At 72.3% G+C, this 21,718-nt stretch carries 22 protein-coding genes; 15 read left to right on the plus strand and 7 right to left on the minus strand.

What is annotated here, in order from left to right; genetic code table 11:
* Positions 1–2: 2 nt before the first annotated feature.
* Positions 3–707, plus strand: coding sequence for a hypothetical protein (locus AB0F82_RS21500; RefSeq protein ID WP_362630087.1), 705 nt, complete (start codon positions 3–5; stop codon positions 705–707).
* An 83-nt stretch (positions 708–790) separates the two neighbouring features.
* On the opposite strand, the gene AB0F82_RS21505 is transcribed toward AB0F82_RS21500, so the two are convergent.
* Positions 791–1,612 carry a PhzF family phenazine biosynthesis protein gene (locus AB0F82_RS21505; protein ID WP_356814109.1) on the minus strand — a complete coding sequence of 274 codons (822 nt, stop codon included), beginning with the start codon at positions 1,610–1,612 and terminating at the stop codon, positions 791–793.
* A 181-nt stretch (positions 1,613–1,793) separates the two neighbouring features.
* Between AB0F82_RS21505 and AB0F82_RS21510 the strand changes: the two genes are divergently transcribed.
* Entirely contained in the window at positions 1,794–2,414 is a 621-nt protein-coding gene (locus tag AB0F82_RS21510) for a PadR family transcriptional regulator (RefSeq protein ID WP_362630090.1), read from the plus strand.
* 60 nt (positions 2,415–2,474) lie between these two features.
* On the opposite strand, the gene AB0F82_RS21515 is transcribed toward AB0F82_RS21510, so the two are convergent.
* A complete protein-coding gene (locus AB0F82_RS21515) occupies positions 2,475–2,903 on the minus strand; it encodes a type II toxin-antitoxin system Rv0910 family toxin (protein ID WP_362630093.1) in 429 nt (142 codons plus the stop codon).
* 183 nt (positions 2,904–3,086) lie between these two features.
* Here AB0F82_RS21515 and AB0F82_RS21520 point away from each other — a divergent pair, with 183 nt between their 5' ends.
* Together AB0F82_RS21520 and AB0F82_RS21525 are read left to right on the plus strand one after the other, a co-directional pair.
* Complete coding sequence (locus tag AB0F82_RS21520) at positions 3,087–4,043, plus strand: EamA family transporter (protein WP_362630096.1); 957 nt, start codon at positions 3,087–3,089, stop codon at positions 4,041–4,043.
* 158 nt (positions 4,044–4,201) lie between these two features.
* Positions 4,202–5,209, plus strand: a complete 1,008-nt coding sequence (locus tag AB0F82_RS21525; RefSeq protein ID WP_362630099.1) for a DMT family transporter — start codon at positions 4,202–4,204, stop codon at positions 5,207–5,209.
* On the opposite strand, the gene AB0F82_RS21530 is transcribed toward AB0F82_RS21525, so the two are convergent.
* Positions 5,191–5,889, minus strand: coding sequence for a pyridoxamine 5'-phosphate oxidase family protein (locus tag AB0F82_RS21530; RefSeq protein WP_362630102.1), 699 nt, complete (start codon positions 5,887–5,889; stop codon positions 5,191–5,193). The genes AB0F82_RS21525 and AB0F82_RS21530 overlap by 19 nt on opposite strands.
* Before the next feature lie 37 nt (positions 5,890–5,926).
* Between AB0F82_RS21530 and AB0F82_RS21535 the strand changes: the two genes are divergently transcribed.
* Positions 5,927–7,261 carry an aminotransferase class I/II-fold pyridoxal phosphate-dependent enzyme gene (locus AB0F82_RS21535; RefSeq protein WP_362630105.1) on the plus strand — a complete coding sequence of 445 codons (1,335 nt, stop codon included), beginning with the start codon at positions 5,927–5,929 and terminating at the stop codon, positions 7,259–7,261.
* 734 nt (positions 7,262–7,995) lie between these two features.
* On the opposite strand, the gene AB0F82_RS21540 is transcribed toward AB0F82_RS21535, so the two are convergent.
* Complete coding sequence (locus AB0F82_RS21540) at positions 7,996–9,000, minus strand: DMT family transporter (RefSeq protein ID WP_362630108.1); 1,005 nt, start codon at positions 8,998–9,000, stop codon at positions 7,996–7,998.
* Positions 9,001–9,074: 74 nt separating this feature from the next.
* Here AB0F82_RS21540 and AB0F82_RS21545 point away from each other — a divergent pair, with 74 nt between their 5' ends.
* Positions 9,075–9,983 carry a LysR family transcriptional regulator gene (locus AB0F82_RS21545; RefSeq protein ID WP_362630111.1) on the plus strand — a complete coding sequence of 303 codons (909 nt, stop codon included), beginning with the start codon at positions 9,075–9,077 and terminating at the stop codon, positions 9,981–9,983.
* A gap of 130 nt (positions 9,984–10,113) precedes the next feature.
* On the opposite strand, the gene AB0F82_RS21550 is transcribed toward AB0F82_RS21545, so the two are convergent.
* Positions 10,114–10,572 carry a pyridoxamine 5'-phosphate oxidase family protein gene (locus AB0F82_RS21550; RefSeq protein ID WP_030658305.1) on the minus strand — a complete coding sequence of 153 codons (459 nt, stop codon included), beginning with the start codon at positions 10,570–10,572 and terminating at the stop codon, positions 10,114–10,116.
* 76 nt (positions 10,573–10,648) lie between these two features.
* Between AB0F82_RS21550 and AB0F82_RS21555 the strand changes: the two genes are divergently transcribed.
* Both AB0F82_RS21555 and AB0F82_RS21560 read left to right on the plus strand, forming a co-directional pair.
* Positions 10,649–11,263: a cysteine hydrolase gene (locus AB0F82_RS21555; RefSeq protein ID WP_356814120.1), complete on the plus strand. Its 615-nt coding sequence runs from the start codon at positions 10,649–10,651 to the stop codon at positions 11,261–11,263.
* A gap of 308 nt (positions 11,264–11,571) precedes the next feature.
* On the plus strand, positions 11,572–12,000 hold the full coding sequence (locus AB0F82_RS21560; RefSeq protein ID WP_356814121.1) for a subtilase-type protease inhibitor: 429 nt from the start codon (positions 11,572–11,574) through the stop codon (positions 11,998–12,000).
* A gap of 53 nt (positions 12,001–12,053) precedes the next feature.
* Here AB0F82_RS21560 and AB0F82_RS21565 read toward each other — a convergent pair whose 3' ends face one another.
* A complete protein-coding gene (locus AB0F82_RS21565) occupies positions 12,054–13,484 on the minus strand; it encodes a DUF2252 domain-containing protein (RefSeq protein ID WP_362630116.1) in 1,431 nt (476 codons plus the stop codon).
* A gap of 201 nt (positions 13,485–13,685) precedes the next feature.
* Entirely contained in the window at positions 13,686–14,024 is a 339-nt protein-coding gene (locus AB0F82_RS21570; protein ID WP_362630119.1) for a carboxymuconolactone decarboxylase family protein, read from the minus strand.
* A gap of 305 nt (positions 14,025–14,329) precedes the next feature.
* Here AB0F82_RS21570 and AB0F82_RS21575 point away from each other — a divergent pair, with 305 nt between their 5' ends.
* From AB0F82_RS21575 to AB0F82_RS21605, 7 genes are all read left to right on the plus strand, one after another.
* Positions 14,330–15,301 carry a hypothetical protein gene (locus tag AB0F82_RS21575; protein ID WP_362630122.1) on the plus strand — a complete coding sequence of 324 codons (972 nt, stop codon included), beginning with the start codon at positions 14,330–14,332 and terminating at the stop codon, positions 15,299–15,301.
* A gap of 52 nt (positions 15,302–15,353) precedes the next feature.
* Positions 15,354–16,988, plus strand: a complete 1,635-nt coding sequence (locus AB0F82_RS21580; RefSeq protein ID WP_362630125.1) for an MFS transporter — start codon at positions 15,354–15,356, stop codon at positions 16,986–16,988.
* Positions 16,989–17,073: 85 nt separating this feature from the next.
* Entirely contained in the window at positions 17,074–17,922 is an 849-nt protein-coding gene (locus AB0F82_RS21585) for a HipA family kinase (RefSeq protein ID WP_326476781.1), read from the plus strand.
* Positions 17,919–18,302, plus strand: a complete 384-nt coding sequence (locus AB0F82_RS21590) for a DUF3037 domain-containing protein (protein WP_030658325.1) — start codon at positions 17,919–17,921, stop codon at positions 18,300–18,302. Before AB0F82_RS21585 ends, AB0F82_RS21590 begins: the two co-directional genes overlap by 4 nt.
* 121 nt (positions 18,303–18,423) lie before the next feature.
* Positions 18,424–19,185 carry a 3-oxoacyl-ACP reductase FabG gene (gene fabG / locus AB0F82_RS21595; protein WP_362630129.1) on the plus strand — a complete coding sequence of 254 codons (762 nt, stop codon included), beginning with the start codon at positions 18,424–18,426 and terminating at the stop codon, positions 19,183–19,185.
* Positions 19,186–19,213: 28 nt separating this feature from the next.
* Positions 19,214–19,975 (plus strand): SDR family oxidoreductase, encoded by a 762-nt coding sequence (locus AB0F82_RS21600; protein WP_356814127.1) that lies wholly within the window; start codon positions 19,214–19,216, stop codon positions 19,973–19,975.
* A gap of 152 nt (positions 19,976–20,127) precedes the next feature.
* Positions 20,128–21,711, plus strand: coding sequence for an ABC transporter substrate-binding protein (locus AB0F82_RS21605; protein ID WP_356814128.1), 1,584 nt, complete (start codon positions 20,128–20,130; stop codon positions 21,709–21,711).
* Positions 21,712–21,718 lie beyond the last annotated feature (7 nt).

Here is a 21,718-nt window from a genome sequence, read left to right on the forward strand (position 1 = left end):
CTGTGGCCGTCATGGACTCCCTGGTGCCGTTCGCCCCGTTCTTGGTGCCCGTGGTCAGTGGCCTGGTGGGCGGGGCCAGCCTTCTCATCCGGGACCGCCGCGAGGCGCGCAGCGCCGACCACCACTACCGCAGACGGCTGGAGAAGGCCCAGCAGGAGATCCAGTTCATCACCGGCTGGATCCAGGCCAAGGAGCTGGCCCCGACCGACGGCCAGGCCCCGGAGCCCGAACCGGGACGCTGGCTGGACGACCTCTACGCGTCGGTGCGCCGAGCCAAGGCGGACACGGGCGGCCGGCACCGGACGGGGCCCGTGTCGTTGCGGCGCCTGCTGCTGCTCGGCGGGCTGTCCGGCCCGGCGAGGAGCATGCGGGTCGCGTACTGGATCTCCCTGGTCCTGTTCAACGGAATGCTCGCGTGGTCGGTGAACGCCCTCGTCTCCGGGGTGCCGGGCTTCATGCGCGACGAGGGCGTCCCGGAGTCCGAGGAGATCGGCTTCTACCTGGGCCTGGCGGTGACCTTCTTCGTGATCTCGGCCCTGCTGTGGCTGTGGACGGTCCACCTGGGCAAGGCGGAGCCGGAGCAGGTCTACCGCAAGCGCATCGACTCGGACGCCTGGAGGGAGAACGAGCGGAAGCGGCGGAGCCCGGCCGATGCCGGGGCGCGGCCGAAGGCGGCCCGCCGGCGGCGGGGCGGGTCCGCGGGCTGATCCGCCCCTGCCCTGCCCGCCCCCGCCCCGCGCCCGGCGGCCCGCTCCCCGTCCCGTACGTCGCGCCCGCCCCCTCCGTACGGTCACGGGGCGGTGAGGAGCTCCCCGTCGACGACGGTGACTGCGTGACCGGTCAGCAGGGTGCGGTCGCCCGCCAGGGTCACCCGTACCAGCCCCTGCCGGGCGCCGCCCTGGAGGCCGGTCAGTTCGGTGCGGCCCAGGCGCTGCGCCCAGAACGGGGCGAGCGCGGTGTGGGCGCTGCCGGTGACCGGGTCCTCGTCGATACCGAAGGCCGGGAAGAAGCCCCGGGAGACGAAGTCGTACCCGCCGGAGGGGTCATCGGCCGCTGCGGTGACGATCACTCCCCGCTTGGCGAAGGCGCGCAGGGCGCCGTGGTCCGGCTCCAGCTCGCGGACGGTCTTCTCGTCGGCGAGTTCGATGACGAGGTCGCCGATGTGGGCGGCGGTGTCGTGGACGGAGAGGATCGGCGCTCCACCGAGCGCGTGGTCCACGGCGGGCGGCGCCGGGACCGGGGTCAGCGAGGACGTCGGGAAGTCCATCGTGATCGTGCCGTCCGCGGCGGTCTCCGCCGTGAGGACGCCGCAGCGGGCGGAGAAGCGGATCAGCCCCTCGGCCAGGCCGGCGGTGGCCAGCACGTGCGCCGTGGCGAGCGTGGCATGGCCGCACATGTCGACCTCGGCGGCCGGGGTGAACCAGCGCAGCGCCCAGTCGGCGTCCCCGCCGGGCGGCAGGGGGTGGGCGAAGGCGGTCTCGGAGAGGTTCACCTCGCAGGCCACCTGCTGGAGCCAGGCGTCCGGGGGGAATCCGCCCTCCAGGAGCAGGACTCCGGCGGGGTTGCCCTGGAAGGGGCGGTCGGTGAAGGCGTCGACGATTCGAATGCGCATGGACCGACGGTAGGACCGTTCCTTGATCATCGACAAAGGCCAATCCGGGGTGACTGGCCTTGTTCGAGGCTGTTCCGTGAATAGTTTCCGATATATCGTTGACGCATCGCGATCGCTCATCGATAGTGGGTGCATCGGGGAACCGATGAAACGGACACGAAGTGACGAAAGGAGCGCAGGCATGCGTTCACACGGACAGCGCGGGCACAGCCACGGGCACGAGCACGGACGGGGCCACGGCCACTGCGGGCCGGACCGTCGGGAGGGATTCCAGGGGTTCCGTGCGGCATTCGGCCCGTTCGGACCGCCGTTCGGCGCGGGGCCCTTCGGCGGTCGCGGCGGCCGCGGCGGACCGCGGGGGCGGGCCCGGCGGGGTGACGTACGCGCCTCGATCCTGGCGCTGCTCGCCGACCGGCCGATGCACGGCTACGAGATGATCCAGGAGATCGGCGAGCGCAGCGGCGGGGCCTGGAAGCCCAGCCCGGGCTCGGTCTACCCGACCCTGAGCCTGCTGGAGGACGAAGGCCTCATCAGCAGTGAGAGCGAGGGCGGCAAGAAACTGTTCACGCTCACCGAGGCGGGCCGAACCGAGGCGGAAGCCGGACCGGACGCCCCCTGGGCCGACGCCGGGCGGGGCTTCGACTTCGAGGCGATGCACGAGGTCCGGCAGGCCGGAGCCGGTCTGATGGAGGCCTTCGGGCAGGTCTTCAGGACCGGCTCGCCCGAGCAGCGGGAGAAGGCGCTCGCGGTGCTCAACGACGCCCGCAAGAAGCTGTACCTGATCCTGGCAGACGAGCACTGAGCCCGGACGGCCCGTATGCGGGGCGCGCCGCCCTTCGGGTGCGGGTGGCCGGGGGCGGGGTCAGGCGACCAGGCCGGCGAGCTTGCGCAGCGACTCGTTCAGCGCGGCGGTGGCCGAGTCCTTCAGCTTGCCCGCCATCAGGGAGACGGCCGCCCCGGTGAACTCGCCGTCGATGCGGACGGTGGTGGCCCCGCCGTCGGGCGTCAGCGTGTAGCGGGTCAGGACGGCGACGCCCATCGGGCCCTTGCCGGTGATGGCGAAGAGGCGTTCGTCCTCCAGTTCGGAGACGGTCCAGAGGACCTCGGCCGGGAAGCCCATCATCTTCATGTTCTCGGCGAAGGTGGATCCGACGGCCAGGGTCTGGGGGCCGCCCTGCGGGAAGTTCGTGTGGGTCATGCTCCACTGCCCGTAGGCGTCCCAGTCCGTCAGCTGGGACCAGAGCTTCGCGGCGGGCGCCTCGATGCGTGATTCCGCGGTGACTTCAGCCATGCGACCACCCCTTCTCGTCGGATGCGTGCGCGGAAGGTAGCCCTGGCGACCGGAACATTCAATACTGACGACCTGTCAGGATCTGGTGGTGTCCGGGCCTGCCCCGCGGGACGTGATCTCAGGTGTGTCTCAACAGGTGTCACCGCAGTGACGCTCCTGACCCGCCCCTGTCATGATGGCCGGATGCAAGCGTCAGGGAAAAACGCCGGACTGGGCCTCGCCCTCGTCTCGGCGTTCGCGTTCGGTGGTTCCGGAGTGGCGGCGAAGCCGCTGATCGAGGCGGGTCTGGACCCCCTCCACATGGTCTGGCTCAGGGTGGCCGGCGCAGCGCTCGTGCTGTCCCCGCTGGCCTGGCGCCACCGCGACCTCCTCCTGCGCAGGCCCGCGCTGCTCGCCGGCTTCGGCCTGGTGGCCGTCGCCGGTGTGCAGGCCTTCTACTTCGCCTCCCTGTCCCGGATCCCGGTCGGCGTGGCCCTGCTGCTGGAGTACCTGGGTCCGGCGCTGCTGCTCGGCTACATCCGCTTCGTACAGCGCAAGCCGGTGACGCGGGGGGCCGCCGCGGGCGCGGCCGTGGCCGTCGTCGGCCTGGCCTGCGTGGTCGAGATCTGGGCCGGACTCAGCCTGGACCTGCTCGGTGTACTCTTCGGCCTCGCCGCGGCCTGCTGCCAGGCCTTCTACTTCGTCTTCGCCGACCAGGGCGCCGACGGCGAGGACGCCCCCGACCCGCTCGGCGTGATTGCCTACGGAATGCTCATCGGTGCCCTGGTGATGACGGCGATCGCCCGGCCGTGGGAGATCGACTGGCATGTGCTGGGCGGCGAGGCCTCCGTGGGCGGCACCATGGTGGCCGCGCCGGTGCTGCTCGGCTGGGTCGTGCTCGTCGCGACCGTCTTCGCGTACGTGACCGGCGTGGTCTCGGTACGCAGGCTCTCGCCCCAGGTCGCGGGCGTGGTGGCTTTCCTGGAGGCCGTCGTGGCCACCGTGCTGGCCTGGATCCTGCTCGGCGAGCACCTCTCGACCTGGCAGATCGCCGGCGGAGCCCTGGTACTGGGCGGTGCGTTCATCGCGCAGTCCTCCCGGCCGGCCCCGAAGCCCGCGGCCGAACCGGCCCCAATGGACCGCGAACCCACGAGGGCCTAGTGTGACCGGCATGCATTCGACCGTGCTTCCGCCTCCCGCGTCCTAGCGGGCGGCGCCCCACGATGACGGCCAGGCCCGGGCAGTGCTCGGGCGGGCCGGTGCTGCCCGCGAAGCGATGACCGGATCTCTCATCCTTCACGCACGCACGGAGAACACACGTGTCGAACCATTCGCCCGCTGCCGGGCGCAGTCTGCTGTACCTCGTCATCGCCGGAGCCGCCTGGGGCACCGCCGGGGCGGCCGCTTCCCTCCTCTTCCTGGCCAGTGACCTCGGCCCGCTCGCCCTGTCGTTCTGGCGGTGCGCGGGCGGGCTCGTGGTGCTGCTCGGGGTGCTCGCCCTACGGCGGAGCCGTCCCGGGTGGGCGCGGGCGCGGGCGCGGGCTTCCGCGGTCTCGCAATCCGCGGGCTCCCTCATCGTGACCGGGCTGCTGTTCACCGTCTTCCAGGCCGCCTACTTCGCCGCCGTGCGCGAGACCGGGCTGGCCGTGGGCACCGTGGTCACCCTCGGCGCCGGGCCCGTTCTCATCGCGCTCGGAGCGCGCTCCCGGATGGGCGAACGCCTCGGCCGCGGCGGCGCGGTCGCCGTCGTGGGCGCGCTCGCCGGACTCGCCGTCCTGGTCCTGGGCAGCGGCGGCGCCGAGGTGCGCCCGCTCGGTGTCGGCTGGGCGCTGCTATCGGCGTCCGGGTACGCGGGGATGACCCTGCGGGCCCGCCGGCTCGGGCGGCTGGGGGCGGGCGGGGACCCACTGGTGACCACCGCCTGGTCCGTCGCGGTGGGCGCGGTGTGCCTGCTGCCGCTCGCCGCGGCGGAAGGGCTGCTGCCGCACACCGCCGAGTTGGGGCGGGTGCTCTGGCTGCTGCTGTACGTCGCCACCGTGCCGACGGCGCTGGCGTACGCGCTCTACTTCACGGGCGCCGCGGCCGTGCGTGCCGCGACCGTGTCGGTGATCATGCTGATCGAGCCGGTGAGTGCGGCGGCGATCGCCGTCCTCGTGCTCGGGGAGCGGCTGACCGGAGCCGTGGTGCTGGGCACCGTACTGCTGCTGGCGGCGGTCGGTGCGCTGATCGTGGCGGAGTCCCGCCGCCCGGCGGGCCGGCCCGCGGAGCCGGCCGAGCCCGCCGGGCCCGCCGCCGGGCGGCCGGTTGCTCAGAGCGCGGTGAGGTAGTCGGGGACGGCGATGCCGGGGTCCAGGTCCTCGGCGGGCACGGGGGTCCCGTACACCCTGCTGACCGGGACCACGCCCGCCCAGTACGGCAGGCCCAGGTCCTCGGCATCGTCGTTCGACGGTCCCGTCCGGAGCTTCGCCGACACCTCGTCCAGGTCCACCCGGATCACCGCGGTGGCCGCGAGCTCCCTGGCGTTGGCCGGCCGTACGTCCCCGGAACGGCCCGGGGCGACGGCGTCGATCATGGCGTCCAGCGCCGTCCGGCACTCGTCCTCGTCGGTCACCTGGTGGGCGGTGCCGTGGACGACCACCGAGCGGTAGTTGAGCGAGTGGTGGAAGGCCGAGCGGGCCAGCACCAGGCCGTCGACGTGGGTGACGGTGACGCAGACGGGCAGGCCCGGGTCAGTGCGGCCGGCCGCGAGCAGGGGGCGGGACCCGGTGGAACCGTGCATGTAGAGCGATTCCCCGACCCGGGCGAACAGCGTCGGCAGGACCACCGGCGCGCCGTCGCGGACGAAGCCGAGGTGGCAGATGTAGGCCTGATCGAGTATCGAGTGCACCGTGTCGCGGTCGTAGCGGGCCCGGTCGCGGGAGCGGGTGGGGACCGTGCGGTCGGTGGGCTCGTACGCACCGGTCGTCCCGGTGCTCTGCGTCGTCTCCGTGGCAGACGTGGCGGTCATGGTGCGGACTCCATTGCACTAGTGCATAATGTGGTTTGTGCTAGGAGAGTATCGGATTACAGGGCGCCGCACATCTGAAATCGCGGCCAGCGTCGAAGCGGGCGTGGCATCGGGGGCGCTGCCGCCCGGATCGCTGCTGCCGCCGATGCGGGAACTGGCGGGTGTGCTGGGCGTCAACCCCAACACCGTGGCGGCCGCCTACAGGACACTGCGCGAGCGCGGGGTCATCGAAACGGACGGGCGCCGCGGAAGCCGCGTGCGCTCGCGCCCGTCGAGCACCCCGCGGGACGCGCTGCGGATGGCGGTGCCGCCCGGCGTACGGGACATCGCGCAGGGCAATCCGGACGTGTCGCTGCTCCCGTCGCTGGACGGGCCGCTGGCGGCCGCCGCCCGCCGCTACGGGCGGGCGCCCACCCTCTACGGGGAGGACCCGGTCGCGCCCGACCTGGCGCGGATCGCCCGCGCCGACTTCGACGCGGACGGAGTGCCGTCCGGGCCGGTGGCGGTGACCTCGGGTGCGCTGGACGCGATCGAACGGGTCGTTACCGCCCACCTGAGGCCCGGGGACGCGGTGGCGGTCGAGGACCCGGGCTGGGGCGGCGTGCTCGACCTCGTCCCCGCGCTCGGGCTGCGGACACTGCCGGTGGCGGTGGACGACGACGGGCCCCGGGCCGACGCGGTGGCCCGGGCCCTCGCGGCCGGAGCGCGGGCCCTGATGGTGACCTCCCGGGCGCAGAACCCGACCGGCGCGGCGGTGAGCGCGGAACGGGCGGGCGAGCTGCGCGAACTGCTCGCGCGGCACCCCGGCGTGCTGCTGATCGAGGACGACCACGGAAACGGGATCGTCGACCTGCCGTTGCACCCGCTGGGCGGGGTGACCCGGCACTGGGTGCTGATCCGGTCCACGGCCAAGGCGTACGGGCCGGACCTGCGGCTCGCCGTGCTGACGGGCGACGAGGTGACCCTGGACCGGGTGCGGGGACGCCAGCGGCTGGGCCCGGGGTGGGTGAGCCGGCTGCTCCAGGACGCGGTGGCGGAGCTGTGGACCTCGCACGCCGTGGACCGGGCCGCGGTCGCGCGGGCCTACGCGGAGCGGCGGGACGCGCTGGTGGAGGCCCTGCGGGAGCGGGGGGTACGGGCGCACGGCCGGAGCGGGCTGAACGTGTGGGTGCCGGTGGCCGACGAGACGGTGGTCGTCACGAGGCTGCTCGCCGCGGGGTGGGGGGTGGCCGCCGGGGCCGTCTTCCGGGTCGAGGCGGGACCGGGGGTCCGGCTGACGGTGTCCCAGCTGGAGGTCGCGGAGGTGCCGGTGCTGGCCGACGCCGTGGCCGCGGCGGTCCGGCCGGGCGTGGCGGGCGGACGCGGCGACTGACCGCGGGTCGCGTCCGTCGGTGCGCCGGTCGCGCCCCGGGGACCCGCGCGATGCCGCCCGGGGCCCCGGGGACCCGCGCGATGCCGCCCGGGGCCCCGGGGACCCGCGCGATGGCGCCCGGTGGTCCTGCCGACAGGACCACCGGGCGGGCATCGCGGTCCTGCCGGCGGCGCGGGGCGAACCGGTCAGGCGGTGAGCTCCAGCAGGCCCTTCCTGGGGAGGACGAGACCGCAGAGGGCCACCGCCGCGCCCAGGCCGCGGAACACCGTGCGGGACAGCGGCGACGGGCGCGTCATGAGGGTCGGCACCGGCTCCGGGCTGCCGCGGTCGAGCTGTCCCGGAGCGCGTTGGCATCGTCGGCCCGCCGTTCCAGCGCCATCGCCGAGCCGCGGACGTCGGGCGCGACCAGGACGCCACCTGCCGTCGGCATCAGGCCGCAGGGCCGGGGACAAGACGCCGATGCCCGTGTAGGGCCCGCAGGACGTGCGATCGCCACCAGGGGGTGTCTTGTCGATCAGGCCGGGCTCGCGCGCCCCGGCACCGCGCCTCGCCGCGTCGTTCTCGGTCGACGCCGCTCCGCGTCGCCTCCCCCGTCCGCCTTGCGATGCTTCCCCTCGGCCCTGCAGGGCTGGGGAGGCCCCATCGCACCGGCCCCCGCTCCCGATCGGCCCGATCGGGAGCGCAGACACCGCTGAGGTCCGGCCGGGAGACTACGGGACGCTCCCCGGCCTCCCTCAGGCAGGCTTGCGGGAGGCGGCGCGGGTCTGGGTGAGGGCGGCGCCCGCCAGGACGATTGCGGCGCCGACCGGGGTGTTCCAGTGCAGCTGCTCGCCGAGGACCAGCACGCCCGCCGTGGTCGCGATGACGGGGATGAAATAGGTGACCATCTGGGCGGTGGTCGGGCCGACCTCCGTCACCAGGCCGTACTGCATCTGCAGGGCCATGCCGGTGCCGAGGGCGCCCAACGCGACCACCGACAGGGTCGGCCAGAGCGGGAACGAGGCCGGGGTGGAGGTGAACAGTGCGCTGACCAGTGCGAGCTGGAGGGTGGAGACCATGAGCTGGCCGCCGGTCAGGGCCACCGGGGAGCCGGGGGTACCGGCCAGCGTACGGCGGACGTAGATCCAGCCGACGGGGTAGCAGAGCGAGGCCAGCAGGGCGAACGCGGTGCCCTTGCCGTCGACGCCGGAGAAGCCGTTCCAGGCGCCGAGCACGGTCAGCACGCCGAGGAAGCCGAGGCCCAGGCCGGCGAAGCGGCGGCGCGTCGGGCGGTCCTCGGAGAGGGCGATCAGCGACAGCGCCATGCCCCACAGGGGGGACGTGGCGTTGCAGATGCCGGCCAGGCTGGAGGGGATGCTCAGCTCCGCGTACGCGAAGAGCGAGAAGGGCGCGGTGTTGAGCAGGAGCGCCGCCACGGTGAGGTGGCCCCAGGTGCGCAGGCCCCGGGGGAGCGGCTCACGGCGGACCAGGAGCACGGCGAGGAGGGCGAGCGCCCCGAACAGGACCCGGCCCAGTGCCACCTGGAAGGGCGCGAACGCCTCGGTGCCCACCTTGATCAGCAGGAAGCTGAAGCCCCAGATCACCGAGAGGATCGCGAACCGCACCCGCCAGTCGAGGAGGCCGCGCCGACGGGTGGACGTGGCCGGAGCCGTCGCGGCCGCCGCCCCGGTCACGGTGGCGGTGGCGGCCACCGGGGAAGAGGTCGGAAGGGCGGGCCGAGGGGCCGCGGGTGCGCTCATGCCCCTTACTGTGCTCGTATCAACTTCGTAGGACAAGCGAGAGTTTCTCGGGATGACGACGTAGCATTGCTTACATGTTGAACCTGGAGCGCCTGCGCACCCTTGACGCCCTCGCCCGCCACGGTTCGGTCAGCGGTGCGGCCGACGGACTCCACGTCACCACCTCCGCCGTGTCCCAGCAGATGGCCAAGCTGGAGCGCGAGGTCGGCCAGCCCCTGCTGGCCAGGAACGGCCGCGGCGTCCGCCTCACCGACGCCGGACGGCTGCTCGCCGAGCACGCGGCCCGGATCATCTCCCAGGTGGAGCAGGCCCAGGCCGATGTCGAGGCCCAGCGCGGGTGCGCCGTCGGCGAGCTGCGCATCGGCGCCTTCCCGACCGCCATGCGCGGGCTGCTGCCCCGAGCACTGTCCGCGCTGCGCACCGGCCACCCGGACCTGCGGGTGCGGGTGCGCGAGCAGGAACCCGAGGAGAGCATGGCGGCCGTCGTGCGCGGCGACCTCGACATGGCTCTCGCGATCGACTGGCACAACAAGCGGATGCCGGTCCCAGCGGAGCTCACCCGCACGCACCTGCTGGACGACTCCGTCGACATCGCGGTCCCGTCCGGGCACCGGCTGGCGGACCGCAGCACGATCTCCCTCGCCGAGTTCGCGGACGACGAGTGGATCTCCTGGAACGAGGGCCAGTTCTGCCACGAGTGGCTGGTCTTCACGCTGCGCGGTACGGGCATCGAACCGCGCATCGCGCACATCGCCGAGGAGCACCACACCCAGCTCGCCTTCGTGGAGGCCGGACTCGGGGTCTGCGTCGCGCCGAAGCTGGGACGCGGGCCGGTGCCGTCGGGAGTGCGGCTGCTGCCCGTCTGCGACGCCGTACGCCGCCACGTGTACGCCGTATGGCGCGCGGACGCCGACCGCCGACCCTCCATCCGGGCCGCGGTCGACGCCCTCCGGGCGACGGCCGCCGAGCTCCAGCACGCCTGAGGGCCTGTCCAGTGATCCCCGGCGGGCTCCCGAGTACGTCCAGTGCGCGGCGGGGTCCTCCGCCTCGCGCAGCACGGCACCCGACAGCGCCGGCGCGGCCGGCAAGATCCGAAAGAGACGACCTGGAGCGTCAGATCTTGCGGAAGTCCCAGGAGACCACCGTGTCGGGGGTGAGGCGGATCCAGGCGTGCCGTCCGTCGTGCGGCATCTCCTCGATCCCGAAGTTCTTGACCGGGAAGATCCGCTCGGGCTCCGCCAGTTCGGGGCACGGCTCGCCCGTGCGCGGGGCCTCTCCCACGAACACCGCGCTGCCGGACAGCTCCACGCCGCGCAGCTCGTCGTAGGACTCGCCCGCGTCCACGACCACCGAGATCCGCGGGTCCTTGCGCAGGTCCGCCCAGCGGCGGCTGCGGGTGATCGAGTACAGCCACAGCGAGGTGCCGTCCCACGCGAACCACAGGGCGCCCACGTGCGGGCGGCCGTCCGGCGACACCGTCGCCACCCGGCAGGTCCGCTGTTCCCGCAGGAACGCGTCCACTTCCGCCCCGCTCATCATGATGCGGCGCCCCCGCCGCTGAGTCTCGTCCATCGGTCCCGCACCCCTTCACATCTGACTATGTGTCAGGAATCATGAAGGCTCTTCCGACGCCACGCCAGGGGGAGTCGTGCCGGATCTCGATCCCGCCACCACCGCGCTGCTCACCGTCGAGTGCCAGAACGGTGTCGTGGGCGAGGAGTCCGCGCTGCCCGAACTCGCCAAGGCGGCAAGGGACTCCGGGATGCTGGGGCGGGTGGCCGCGCTGGTCGACGCGGCGCGCGGGGCCGGCGTGCAGGTGCTGCACGCGGTGGCCGAGCGGCGCCCGGACGGGCTCGGGGCCAACGGCAACGCACGGCTCTTCCGGGCCGCAGGGAAACTGCCCGTGCGGCAGCTGACCGGCACTCGCGCGGTGGAGGTGGCCGCGCCCATCACCGTGGCCGACCGGGACCTCGTCGTACGCCGGCTGCACGGGCTCTCGCCCATGGCCGGCACGGACCTCGACGCGCTGCTGCGCAACCTCGGGACGCGGACCCTCGTCGTCACGGGAGTCTCCTCCAACATCGCCATCCCGAACACCGTCTTCGACGCCGTGAACCTCGGCTACCAGGTCGTGGTCCCGGCCGACGCCATCGCCGGAGTGCCCGCCTCCTGCACCGCCGAGGTGATCCGCAACTCGCTCGCGCTGGTGGCGGCCGTCACCACGACCGAGGCGCTGCTGGACGCGTGGGCCCGCGCGAGCTGACCGGAGCGCACACATCCGGACAAGCTGGGTAGCCGTCCGGTGAACCCGGGGCGCCCAGCGGCGGTGCGGCGTCCGCAACGTCGCACGTCATCGCCGGGTTCCTGCGGCGGTCGCTGCGCGTGACGGCTCGGTCGCACCCCGTCTGAGCTGCTCGAACGACCATTCGGCAACCGGTATGCGAACAGGGTGTCCGTAAATCGGTCGTCGATGTGCAATGCCCCTTCGGCTCAGCAAGGATTCGATGCAACAAGACGCGATTACGTAAGTGTCCATCGCGTTCAACCAACGAATCGAAAGTGAGTCTTCTCGTGCGTCACCGTCGCTCAGCCGCCGTCTCCGCCGCCGCGCTCCTCTGTCTCGCCGGTGCCACCGGCATCGCGCAGGCGCAGCCCGACAGCCTCTACGCCCCCTCGGCCATGGTCTTCAGCGTCGCCCAGGGGGACGACGTGTCCGCGCCCACCGTCGTCCGCGCCACCACGGTCAGCTGCGCACCGGGCGCCCAGGGGACGCACCCCGACCCCAAGGCCGCGTGCGCGGCCCTGAAGTCCACCGGCGGCTCGTTCGACCGGCTGCTGTCCGCGCCGAACCCCGACCGGGCGTGCCCGATGCACTACGCCCCCGTCACCGTGTCCGCGGTCGGCGTGTGGGAGGGCCGCCGCGTGGCCTGGGACCACACGTTCTCCAACTCCTGCACCATGGCGGCGACCCTGAACGGCAACGCGGTCTTCGCGTTCTGATCGGGCGCCTCCCAGGACGGCGCCACGGGAGGGGGTGCCGTCCGGACGCGCGGTCAGGCCGCCGGAAGTTCCCGTACGGGCAGGCGGCCCGCCCGCACCGCGTCGACCAGGGCCTGGTGATCGCGTTCGTTCTGGTCGGCGTACGCCTCGGCGAACTCCGCGAGCGCCCGGTCGAAGACATCGCCGCGGCCGAGGTAGGCGGCGACAGCCACCCGGTCGCCGGACCGGGCGTGCGCGCGGGCCAGGGTCATCCCGCAGGCGTTGCCGAAGGTCTCCAGTGGCCCGGGTGACATGGTCTCCGGCATCGCGACGCCCTTCCAGTCGCGCAACTGGCGGACGTAGAAGTCCCGCTTCCTGCCGTCGATGCCGTCCACCCGCTCCCAGCCGAGGAAGATGTCGCTCGCCGCCTGCATCAACCGCTGTCCCGAGACCACGCGTTCGCCCTGGTTCCGGTACAGGCTGGCGCCGACGTGGTCGGCGAGCACGGAGGTGTCGGCCTCCTTGGCCTGGAGGAAGAGCGGGTCGCGGCCGTCCCTGCCGAGCAGGAGCAGGATCCAGCACCGGGTGCCGACGCTGCCGACGCCCACCACCTTGCGGGCGACGTCGACCAGGCGGTAGTCCTCCAGCAGCGCGCGCCGGTTGCTCTCCAGTGTGCGGCCGTAGCGGCCGACCAGTGAACTCATCCGGTCCACGAGCTCGTCGCGCTCGTCATCCGGCAGCAGGTCGCCGAGGGGCACCAGCAGCGGGGGGTCCGCCGCGATCCGCGGGCTGCCGTCGACCACCTCGGTGAGCTTGTCGAAGACCTGCAGGCTGTCGCGCGACCGGGCCTTCGCCATCGCCGCGGCCAGCTTCTTGCGGCCGCGCTTGTCGAGCTGTTCGGTGACGAGGGCCTCCAGGCCCTCGGCGTCGATCTTCGCGTACCAGACGTCGAGATTGCCCATCCCGGCGAAGCGGATCATCGCCTCGCGGTACGAGCGCACCGCGGAGTTCACGATGCGGGCACGCTCGGCTTCGTCGAAGCCGTTCGCCCGGGCGGCGATGACCAGACTCGCGGACAGTCGTTTGACGTCCCACTCCCAGGGCCCGGGCAGCGTCTCGTCGAAGTCGTTGATGTCGAACATCAGCCGCCGCTCCGGCGAGGCCAGCAGGCGGAAGTTCAGCAGGTGCGCGTCACCGCAGAGCTGTACCGCGATCCCCGAGTCGGGGCTGCCGGCCAGGTCGGACGCCATGATCGCGGCGGCTCCCCGGTAGAAGCGGAACGGGGACTCCGTCATCCGCGCGTAGCGGATCGGGACCAGCTCGGGCACCCGCGTCGCGGACTGTGCCTCCAGGATCGCCAAGGGATCCGGCCTCGCGGGAGAGGGCTGGTACACGGCGTGCCCCGACCGGGGGCAACGGTTGCGGGCCTCCTTGCCGATGGCCGCGCGCTCCTCGGGCGTGGCCTCGGGCACCGCGCGCATCGCGGTGATCGCACTCCGGGGCATGGAGGCCTCCTGACTGCCTGCCTCACTGACTTACTGACTGACGGGCCTGACCGATCCGCCTGCGTGCCCGACCACCCGGCCCCCCGACCACCCGACCCCCCGACCGTCCGACCGCCCGTCCGCGTCGTACGCACGCCGCCCGCGCCCCGGAACGGCTGCCGGGCCGGGCCCCGGGGCGCCTCTGGGCGGCTGCCCCACGTGTCAGCCCATGGCGTCCATCTCGGCCTGGGCCTCGGCCTCGGCGACGGCGATGGCCACACCGAGCGCCCTGGTGATGTTGCCCGCGGCCGTCATGACGCGGGCGGTGCCGACGATGGGGGCGATGGCGATCAGGACGTCCTGCAACTCCTCCGCCGTCAGCCCGGCCTTGAGCGCGGGGTCGATGTGCGCGAGGTAGGAGATCGGGGGAGCGTCCGAGGCGGCGAGTGCCGCGATCCGGATCAGGAGCAGCATGTTCGGGTCCATCCCGCAACGCTCGAGCGAATCGCCCGTCATGGCGGCGAGGGTGTCCAGAACCGGGGTTTCAGATGCAGTGGACATGTCGCATGCCCTCCTGGGTGTTGGCGCGCCCTGGCGCGGGTACTGGGGCCAAGGGAGCGGCCGCCCCGAGTCCGGGCACGCCGCCTCGCCCTCAACTCTAGGTCCGCCGACCGCCGGGCGCGCGCGGGCGCTCAGCGGTCACCGTACGGGCCGGGGCCCGGTACGCACGGACCCCGTCCTGAGGGGTGCGCCGCGGCCCGCCGCCCCGGCCTGCGGCGGGCCCGAGCGCCCCACGGGGATGCGGGGGCGGAGGGGGGCTGCGCAGCATGGAAGCAGTTTCGTCCGACCGGAGCCGGGAGCCTTCCGTGAAGAGACCGAGCCGCGCACCGGTGGCCCTCCTGACGGCCGCCCTCACCGCCCTCGCCGCGTTCGCCGCCCTGCCGGGCGGCCCGGCGGCCGCGTTCACGGGGGACAACCACGAGGACATCACCCGGCGCGCCCTGCCCTGGCAGCCCGCCACGCTGACCGCCATGGCCGACGCCCGCGACGGGGCGGTCAACGCCGACGACAAGCGCCCGTACTTCGACCTTGGACCCCTGCACTGCGACAACGCCGACTACCTGCCGCCGCGTTACGCCCCCGACTACCCGCGCAGCCGGGACGAGGCCACCACCGAGCTCGTCGCCTGCGTCGGTACGTCCGTCGCGCGGTTCCGCAACGCCGTAAGGGCGGCCGACGGCCTCGTCGACGCCGACGGGCGGGTGCGCGCGGGCCAGACCGACCTGTCGGTGCCCTGCACCTGGGACGAGCGGCCCGGACCGGCCAAGTGCGCCGTCCTCGAACAGCTCGGCCGCGGCTGGCACCCGCTGGAGGACTTCTACTCGCACTCCAACTGGGCCGATCGGGCCGCCCCCGGCGCGCTCGGGATCGCCAACCCGCCGGGGCTGGGCCGTACCCAGGTCGCCCCGTTCTTCGACATCCGCCGCTACAGCGGGATGAAGGACGCCGACTGGACGCGGGAGGTCCGGGACCTCGTCCCCGAGGACCTGGCGACCGGCTGCTACCCGGACTTCGACTCCACCGGGGTCAAACCCGCGAGCTGCGACGGCCGCGTCGCCCACAACAGGGACCTGAACAAGGACACGCCCGGGTCCGCCCGCGCGAAGACGGACGACAACTTCCGCCGGGCCACCGCGGGGGCGACCGCGGAGATCACCCGCCAGTGGAAGTCCTTCGAGGACGAACTCCGCTCCGCCTACCCCGAAGGCGGGCGCGGCGCACAGATGATCTGCGCACTCGTCCACGACGACCCGGTGACCGACTGCCCGTCCGGCTGACTTCCGGGCGGGTCGTCCGGCCCGTCCTGACGTCGGCTGGGAGCATGCACGCATGGCATCCAGGGCAGGGACGGCGAGCGGGAACCCGGCGAAGGCGCGACTCGTCCTGATGACACTGGCGGCGGGCCAGTTCCTGATGGCGCTCGACAGCTCCGTCATGAACGTCTCCATCGCCACGGTCGCCGACGACATCGGCACGACCGTCACCGGGATCCAGGGCGCCATCACGGCCTACACCCTCGTGATGGCCATGCTCATGATCCCCGGCGGCAAGGTCGGGGTGCTGATCGGCCGCAAACGCGCCTTCCTCATCGGCTGCGTCATCTACGGCTGCGGCTCCCTCGTCACCTCGCTCGCACCCAACCTCACGGTGCTGCTGATCGGCTGGTCCTTCCTGGAGGGGGTCGGGGCGGCGCTCATCCTGCCCGCGATCGTGGCGCTCGTCGCCGGCAACTTCCCCGTCGAACGCCGCCCCGCCGCCTACGGCCTCGTCGCGGCGGCCGGCGCGATCGCCATCGCGCTCGGGCCCCTCATCGGCGGGATCGCCACGACCTACTTCTCCTGGCGGTGGGTCTTCGCCGGCGAGGTGCTGGTGGTGGCCGGCATCCTCCTGCTCGCCCGCCCCATCGCGGACGCCGTGGGCGAGGAACGTCCCCGCATCGACCTCGTCGGCGCCGTCCTGTCGGCGCTCGGGCTCGGGACCTTCGTCTACGGGGTGCTCCGCTCCGACGAGTGGGGCTGGTTCAGGCCGAAGGCGGGCGGGCCCGCCTGGCTCGGGGTCTCCCTGACCGTCTGGCTGATGCTCCTGGGGATCTTCCTGATCTGGCTCTTCCTCCGCTGGGAGCACCGTCTCGTGAGGCGGCGCCGGGAGCCCCTGGTCGACCCGGCCATGCTGGAGAACAAGCAGCTCGCCGGCGGGCTGACCATGTTCTTCTTCCAGTACCTCGTGATGATGGGCGTCTTCTTCGTCGTCCCGCTCTACCTGTCGGTGGCCCTCGGGCTGTCGGCACTGGCCACCGGCGCCCGGCTGCTGCCGCTGTCGGTGACGCTGCTGGCCGCCGCCGTCCTGATCCCGCGGTTCCTCCCGGACGTGTCGCCGCGCCGCGTGGTCCGGCTCGGGACCCTGGGCCTGCTCCTCGGAGCGGTGATCCTGATGGCGGCGCTCGACGCGGACGCGGGGGCGGAGGTGCTCACCGTCCCCCTGCTGCTGATCGGCTTCGGGATGGGCGCGCTGGCGTCCCAGCTCGGATCGGTCACCGTGTCGGCGGTGCCGCAGTCGCAGTCCGCGGAGGTCGGAGGCGTCCAGAACGCCGTCACCAACCTCGGCTCCTCCATCGGCACGGCCCTCGCCGGATCGATCATGATCGCGGCGCTCACGTCCTCCTTCCTGACCAGCGTCCAGGCGAACCCGGCCGTCCCGAGCACCGTCAAGAGCCAGGCGACGGTGCAGCTCGCGAGCGGCGCGCCCTTCCTGTCGGACGCCCAGCTGCAGAGTGCGCTCGCCGAGGCAGGTGTCAGCCCGGAGGTGACCGAGGCCGCGCTGCGGGCGAACGAGGAGGCGAGGCTGGACGGGTTGCGGGCGGCCCTCGCCATCCTCTCCTTCGCCGCGCTCATCGCGCTGTTCTTCACCCAGCGCATCCCGACGGCCCAGCCCTCCTCGACGGAGGCGGACCACCCGTCGGCGTGAGCATCGGACCGCCCGGATCCGCAGGATCCGCCCGGGGCGAAAAAACCTTTGATCGTGCACGTTGTCCGCCCTATAGCCTGGGAAAATGCTCACAGAAGTGATCGCGACCCGCTATGTGACGCCCCTGCGTGAGGGCGGCTCGCTCCCGGGGATCGTCGAGGCCGACGACCTCGGGACCTACGTCATGAAGTTCACCGGAGCCGGCCAGGGCCGCAAGACCCTGGTCGCCGAGGTCATCTGCGGCCGTCTGGCCCAGCGGCTGGGGCTGAGGGTCCCCACGCTGGTGCAGATGCAGCTCGACCCCGTGATCGGGCTCGCCGAGCCCGACCAGGAGGTCCAGGAGCTGCTCAAGGCCAGCGGCGGACTCAACCTCGGCATGGACTACCTGCCGGGCTCCATCGGCTTCGACCCGCTCGCGTACCGGGTGGACCCGGCCGAGGCGGGGCGCGTGATCTGGTTCGACGCCCTGATCAACAACGTCGACCGGTCGTGGCGCAACCCGAACATGCTGGTCTGGCACGGGGACCTGTGGCTCATCGACCACGGCGCCACCATGATCTGGCACCACAACTGGCCCACGGCGCAGGCCGCCGCCGCCAAGCCGTACAACGCCTCCGACCACGTCCTCGCCCCCGTGGGGCCGGACATCGAGGGCGCGGCAGCCCTGCTCGCGCCCCTGGTCACGGAGGAACTGCTCACCGAGGTCACCGCCGAGGTCCCGGACGAGTGGCTGGTCGACGAGCCGGGATTCGACACCACCGACGCGCTGCGCCGGGCCTACGTGGAGGCGTTGCTGCCGCGCGCGGCCACGATCCACGAGAGGATCTCGCTGGAGGCCGAGGTCAAGGCACCGGCCGGCCCTCCCGGCTGGCTCACCGACCACCTGCCGGAATGGCCCCACAAGACCCACACGAAGAAGAGCGGCGACGAGTGACCAAGCGGGACGTGTTCGAGTACGCGCTGGTGCGCGTGGTGCCCCGGATGGAACGCGGCGAGTGTTTCAACGCCGGCGTGATCGTCTACTGCCGGGCGCATTCCTACGTCGCCGCGCGCACCCACCTCGACGAGGCGAAGCTCCTCGCGCTGGACCCGGCGGCCGACGTGGCCGGCGTACGGGCCGCGCTGCGCGGGGTCGAGGGCGTGTGCGGCGGCGGGGAAGCGGCGGGGCAGGCTGCGGGTGACGACGCGGGGCGGCGGTTCCGCTGGCTGATCGCCCCGCGCAGCACGGTCGTGCAGCCGGGGCCGGTGCACACCGGCCTGACGGCCGACCCCGCGGCGGAGGTGGAGCGGCTGCTGGATCTCCTCGTCCGCTAGCCGGTGTCGAACCGGCGGCCGTTGACACGGGGTGCCAGGGCTCCTAGCGTCTCCTCAGCTGAAGCTACTAAGCGGTTGCTCACCTCTGGGCGGCCGCCTCTCTAGGGCGAGGAGAACCAGCATGTCCACCACCGAGCAGCGCGTCGCGATCGTGACCGGGGCGGCCCGGGGCATCGGCGCGGCCACCGCCGTACGCCTGGCCGCCGAGGGCCGCGCCGTCGCCGTACTCGACCTCGACGAGGCGGCCTGCAAGGACACCGTGGAGGCCATCACGGCGGCCGGCGGCCGGGCCCTGGCGGTCGGCTGCGACGTCTCGGACGGCGCCCAGGTGGAGGCGGCCGTCGAGCGCGTCGCCGCCGAACTCGGCGCCCCCACCATCCTGGTCAACAACGCCGGTGTGCTGCGCGACAACCTGCTCTTCAAGATGAGCGAGACCGATTGGGACACGGTCATGAACGTGCACCTGCGCGGCGCCTTCCTGATGTCGAAGGCGTGTCAGAAGTACATGGTGGAGGCCAAGTTCGGCCGCATCGTGAACCTCTCCAGCAGCTCGGCGCTCGGCAACCGCGGCCAGGTCAACTACTCCGCGGCCAAGGCCGGTCTGCAGGGCTTCACCAAGACCCTGGCCATCGAGCTCGGCAAGTTCGGCGTCACCGCCAACGCCGTCGCCCCCGGCTTCATCGCCACCGAGATGACCGCCCAGACGGCCGCCCGCGTCGGCATGGGCTTCGAGGACTTCCAGGCCGCCGCGGCCACCCAGATCCCCGTCCAGCGCGTCGGCCGCCCGGACGACATCGCCAACGCCATCGCGTTCTTCACCGGCGAGGCCGCCGGCTTCGTCTCCGGCCAGGTCATGTACGTGGCCGGCGGCCCCCTCAACTGACGCAACGACGAGAGGCAGGGCGTACGTCATGACGTACAGCGGTACCGACAGCGGCAAGGTCGCGCTGATCACCGGGGCGAGCCGGGGCATCGGCTACGGCATCGCCGAGGCGCTGGTCGCCCGGGGCGACCGGATCTGCATCACCGGGCGCAACGAGGAGGCCCTCAAGGAGGCTGTGGAGCTCCTCGGGGCGGACCGGGTGATCGGGGTGGCCGGCAAGGCGCACGACGAGGCCCACCAGGCCCTCGCCGTCGAGCGCACGATGGAGGCCTTCGGCCGGGTCGACTTCCTCGTGAACAACGCCGGCACCAATCCGGTCTTCGGCCCGATCGCGGACCTGGACCTCGGGGTGGCACGGAAGGTCTTCGAGACCAACGTGATCTCGGCGCTCGGATTCGCCCAGCGGACCTGGCACGCCTGGCAGAAGGAGAACGGCGGCGCGATCGTGAACATCGCCTCCATCGCCGGCGTCTCCGCCTCGCCCTTCATCGGCGCGTACGGGATGAGCAAGGCCGCCATGGTCAACCTCACCCTCCAGCTCGCCCACGAGATGGCGCCGGGGGTCCGGGTCAACGCGATCGCCCCGGCGGTGGTCAAGACGAAGTTCGCCCAGGCGCTCTACGAGGGCCGGGAGCAGGAGGCCGCGGCGGCCTATCCGCTCGGCCGGCTCGGGCTCCCGGAGGACATCGGCGGGGCCGCGGCGTTTCTTACATCTGCACAAGCGGAATGGATCACCGGGCAAACTCTGGTCGTCGACGGTGGGATGTTCCTCAATGCCGGGGTGCACTGACCGATAATCGGACACATTTGCCTCCGAAAGGGAGGTAAATGTGTATCGAATATGCACGGAACCGGTCAAGTGCCTCACGAAACCAACCCATTGGATTCGTGGGGCACTGCGGTAGGGTCTGCCGCACCCCTGGCTGATCGAGGAGCGTGCACGTGTTCAACCGGACCAGATGCCTGCAGATCACTGCGGCCCTTGCGTCCATATCCCTGCTCGCCGGTTGCGGCCTGCTGTCGGATGACGACGGCGACGAAGCGAAGCGGATCGTCGTCGGGACCACGAGCGCGCCGAGCACCCTCGACCCCGCCGCTGCGTGGGACGGCTCCTGGGAGCTGTACCGGAACGTCTACCAGACCCTCCTGGCCTTCCCCACGGGCTCCACCAAGCCCCAGCCGGACGCCGCCCAGAACTGCGAGTTCACGGACGGCGCGAGCCAGGCGTACCGGTGCACCCTGCGCAAGGGCCTGAAGTTCTCCAACGGCGAGCCCCTCGACGCCAAGGCCGTCAAGCACTCCCTCGACCGGATCAGGACGATCGGCTCCAAGGTCGGCCCGAAGGACCTCTTCGGCAGCCTCGACAAGATCGAGACCCCGGACGCGCTGACGGTGGTCTTCCACCTGAAGACCTCGGACGCCACCTTCCCGTACGTCCTCGGCTCCCCGGCGGCCTCGCTGGTCGCGCCCAAGGACTACCCGGCCGACAAGGTGCGCGAGGACGGCAAGATCACCGGCTCCGGCCCCTACGTGCTGGAGTCGTACAAGGAGGGCGGCGAGGCCGTCCTCAGCGAGAACAAGGGCTACGCCGGCTTCGCGAAGCGCCAGAACAAGGCCGTGACCATCCGCTACTTCGCGGACTCCGAGAAGATGGTCGCCGCCCTGAAGGCCAAGGAGCTGGACGCCACCTACCGAGGCCTGTCCGCCCCGCAGATCACCGACCTGCAGAGCCCCGCCGCGCACGCGCAGGGCGTCCAGGTCGTCGAGAACGTGGGCGCCGAGATCCGCTACCTGGTCTTCAACCCGAAGGACCCGGCGGTCAACAAGCTCGCGGTCCGCCAGGCCATCGCCCAGGTCATCGACCGCGGCACGCTCGTCTCCAAGGTCTACCAGGGCACCGCCGAGCCGCTGTACTCGATGGTTCCCAAGGGCGTCGTCGGCCACAAGACGCCCTTCTACGACAAGTACGGCGCCGCGGACGTCGGCAAGGCCAAGAAGATCCTCAAGGAGGCCGGCATCAACCAGCAGGTCGACCTGACCTTCTGGTACACCACCGACCGGTACGGCTCCTCCACCGCCGAGGAGTTCACCGAGATCAAGCGCCAGCTGGACGAGAGCGGCCTCTTCAACATCACCCTGCGCAGCCAGCCCTGGAAGGCCTTCCAGGAGGGCTACAAGGGCCAGGAGTACCCGGTCTTCGGCCGAGGCTGGTTCCCCGACTTCCCGGACCCCGACAACTTCATCGCGCCGTTCGTCGGCAAGGAGAACGCGGTCGGCACCCCGTACGAGCAGAACGAGATCCTGACCGAGCTGCTGCCCAAGTCCCGCCGCGAGGGCGACCGCTCCACCGGGGTCCAGCAGTTCGAGAAGGCCCAGCAGATCTTCGCCGAGGACGTCCGGCTGCTGCCCCTGTGGCAGGGCAAGCTGTACGTCGCCGCACGCGAGGACATCGCGGGCGCCGAGCGGGCCCTCGACCCGCAGACCGCCATGCAGATGTGGGAGCTGTACCGCAAGACCAGCTGGTAGCCGCCGC

Source organism: Streptomyces virginiae, assembly GCF_040638905.1.
Taxonomy (GTDB): Bacteria; Actinomycetota; Actinomycetes; order Streptomycetales; family Streptomycetaceae; genus Streptomyces; species Streptomyces virginiae_B.

Excerpts from the sequence above, each read along its gene's own strand:
- AB0F82_RS21505 (WP_356814109.1), bottom strand. The coding sequence starts at position 1,612 with ATGCGCATTCGAATCGTCGACGCCTTCACCGACCGCCCCTTCCAGGGC.
- AB0F82_RS21510 (WP_362630090.1), top strand. The coding sequence starts at position 1,794 with ATGCGTTCACACGGACAGCGCGGGCACAGCCACGGGCACGAGCACGGA.
- AB0F82_RS21515 (WP_362630093.1), bottom strand. The coding sequence starts at position 2,903 with ATGGCTGAAGTCACCGCGGAATCACGCATCGAGGCGCCCGCCGCGAAG.
- AB0F82_RS21520 (WP_362630096.1), top strand. The coding sequence starts at position 3,087 with ATGCAAGCGTCAGGGAAAAACGCCGGACTGGGCCTCGCCCTCGTCTCG.
- AB0F82_RS21530 (WP_362630102.1), bottom strand. The coding sequence starts at position 5,889 with ATGACCGCCACGTCTGCCACGGAGACGACGCAGAGCACCGGGACGACC.
- AB0F82_RS21540 (WP_362630108.1), bottom strand. The coding sequence starts at position 9,000 with ATGAGCGCACCCGCGGCCCCTCGGCCCGCCCTTCCGACCTCTTCCCCG.
- AB0F82_RS21545 (WP_362630111.1), top strand. The coding sequence starts at position 9,075 with ATGTTGAACCTGGAGCGCCTGCGCACCCTTGACGCCCTCGCCCGCCAC.
- AB0F82_RS21550 (WP_030658305.1), bottom strand. The coding sequence starts at position 10,572 with ATGGACGAGACTCAGCGGCGGGGGCGCCGCATCATGATGAGCGGGGCG.
- AB0F82_RS21565 (WP_362630116.1), bottom strand. The coding sequence starts at position 13,484 with ATGCCCCGGAGTGCGATCACCGCGATGCGCGCGGTGCCCGAGGCCACG.
- AB0F82_RS21570 (WP_362630119.1), bottom strand. The coding sequence starts at position 14,024 with ATGTCCACTGCATCTGAAACCCCGGTTCTGGACACCCTCGCCGCCATG.
- AB0F82_RS21580 (WP_362630125.1), top strand. The coding sequence starts at position 15,354 with ATGGCATCCAGGGCAGGGACGGCGAGCGGGAACCCGGCGAAGGCGCGA.
- AB0F82_RS21585 (WP_326476781.1), top strand. The coding sequence starts at position 17,074 with ATGCTCACAGAAGTGATCGCGACCCGCTATGTGACGCCCCTGCGTGAG.
- fabG (WP_362630129.1), top strand. The coding sequence starts at position 18,424 with ATGTCCACCACCGAGCAGCGCGTCGCGATCGTGACCGGGGCGGCCCGG.
- AB0F82_RS21600 (WP_356814127.1), top strand. The coding sequence starts at position 19,214 with ATGACGTACAGCGGTACCGACAGCGGCAAGGTCGCGCTGATCACCGGG.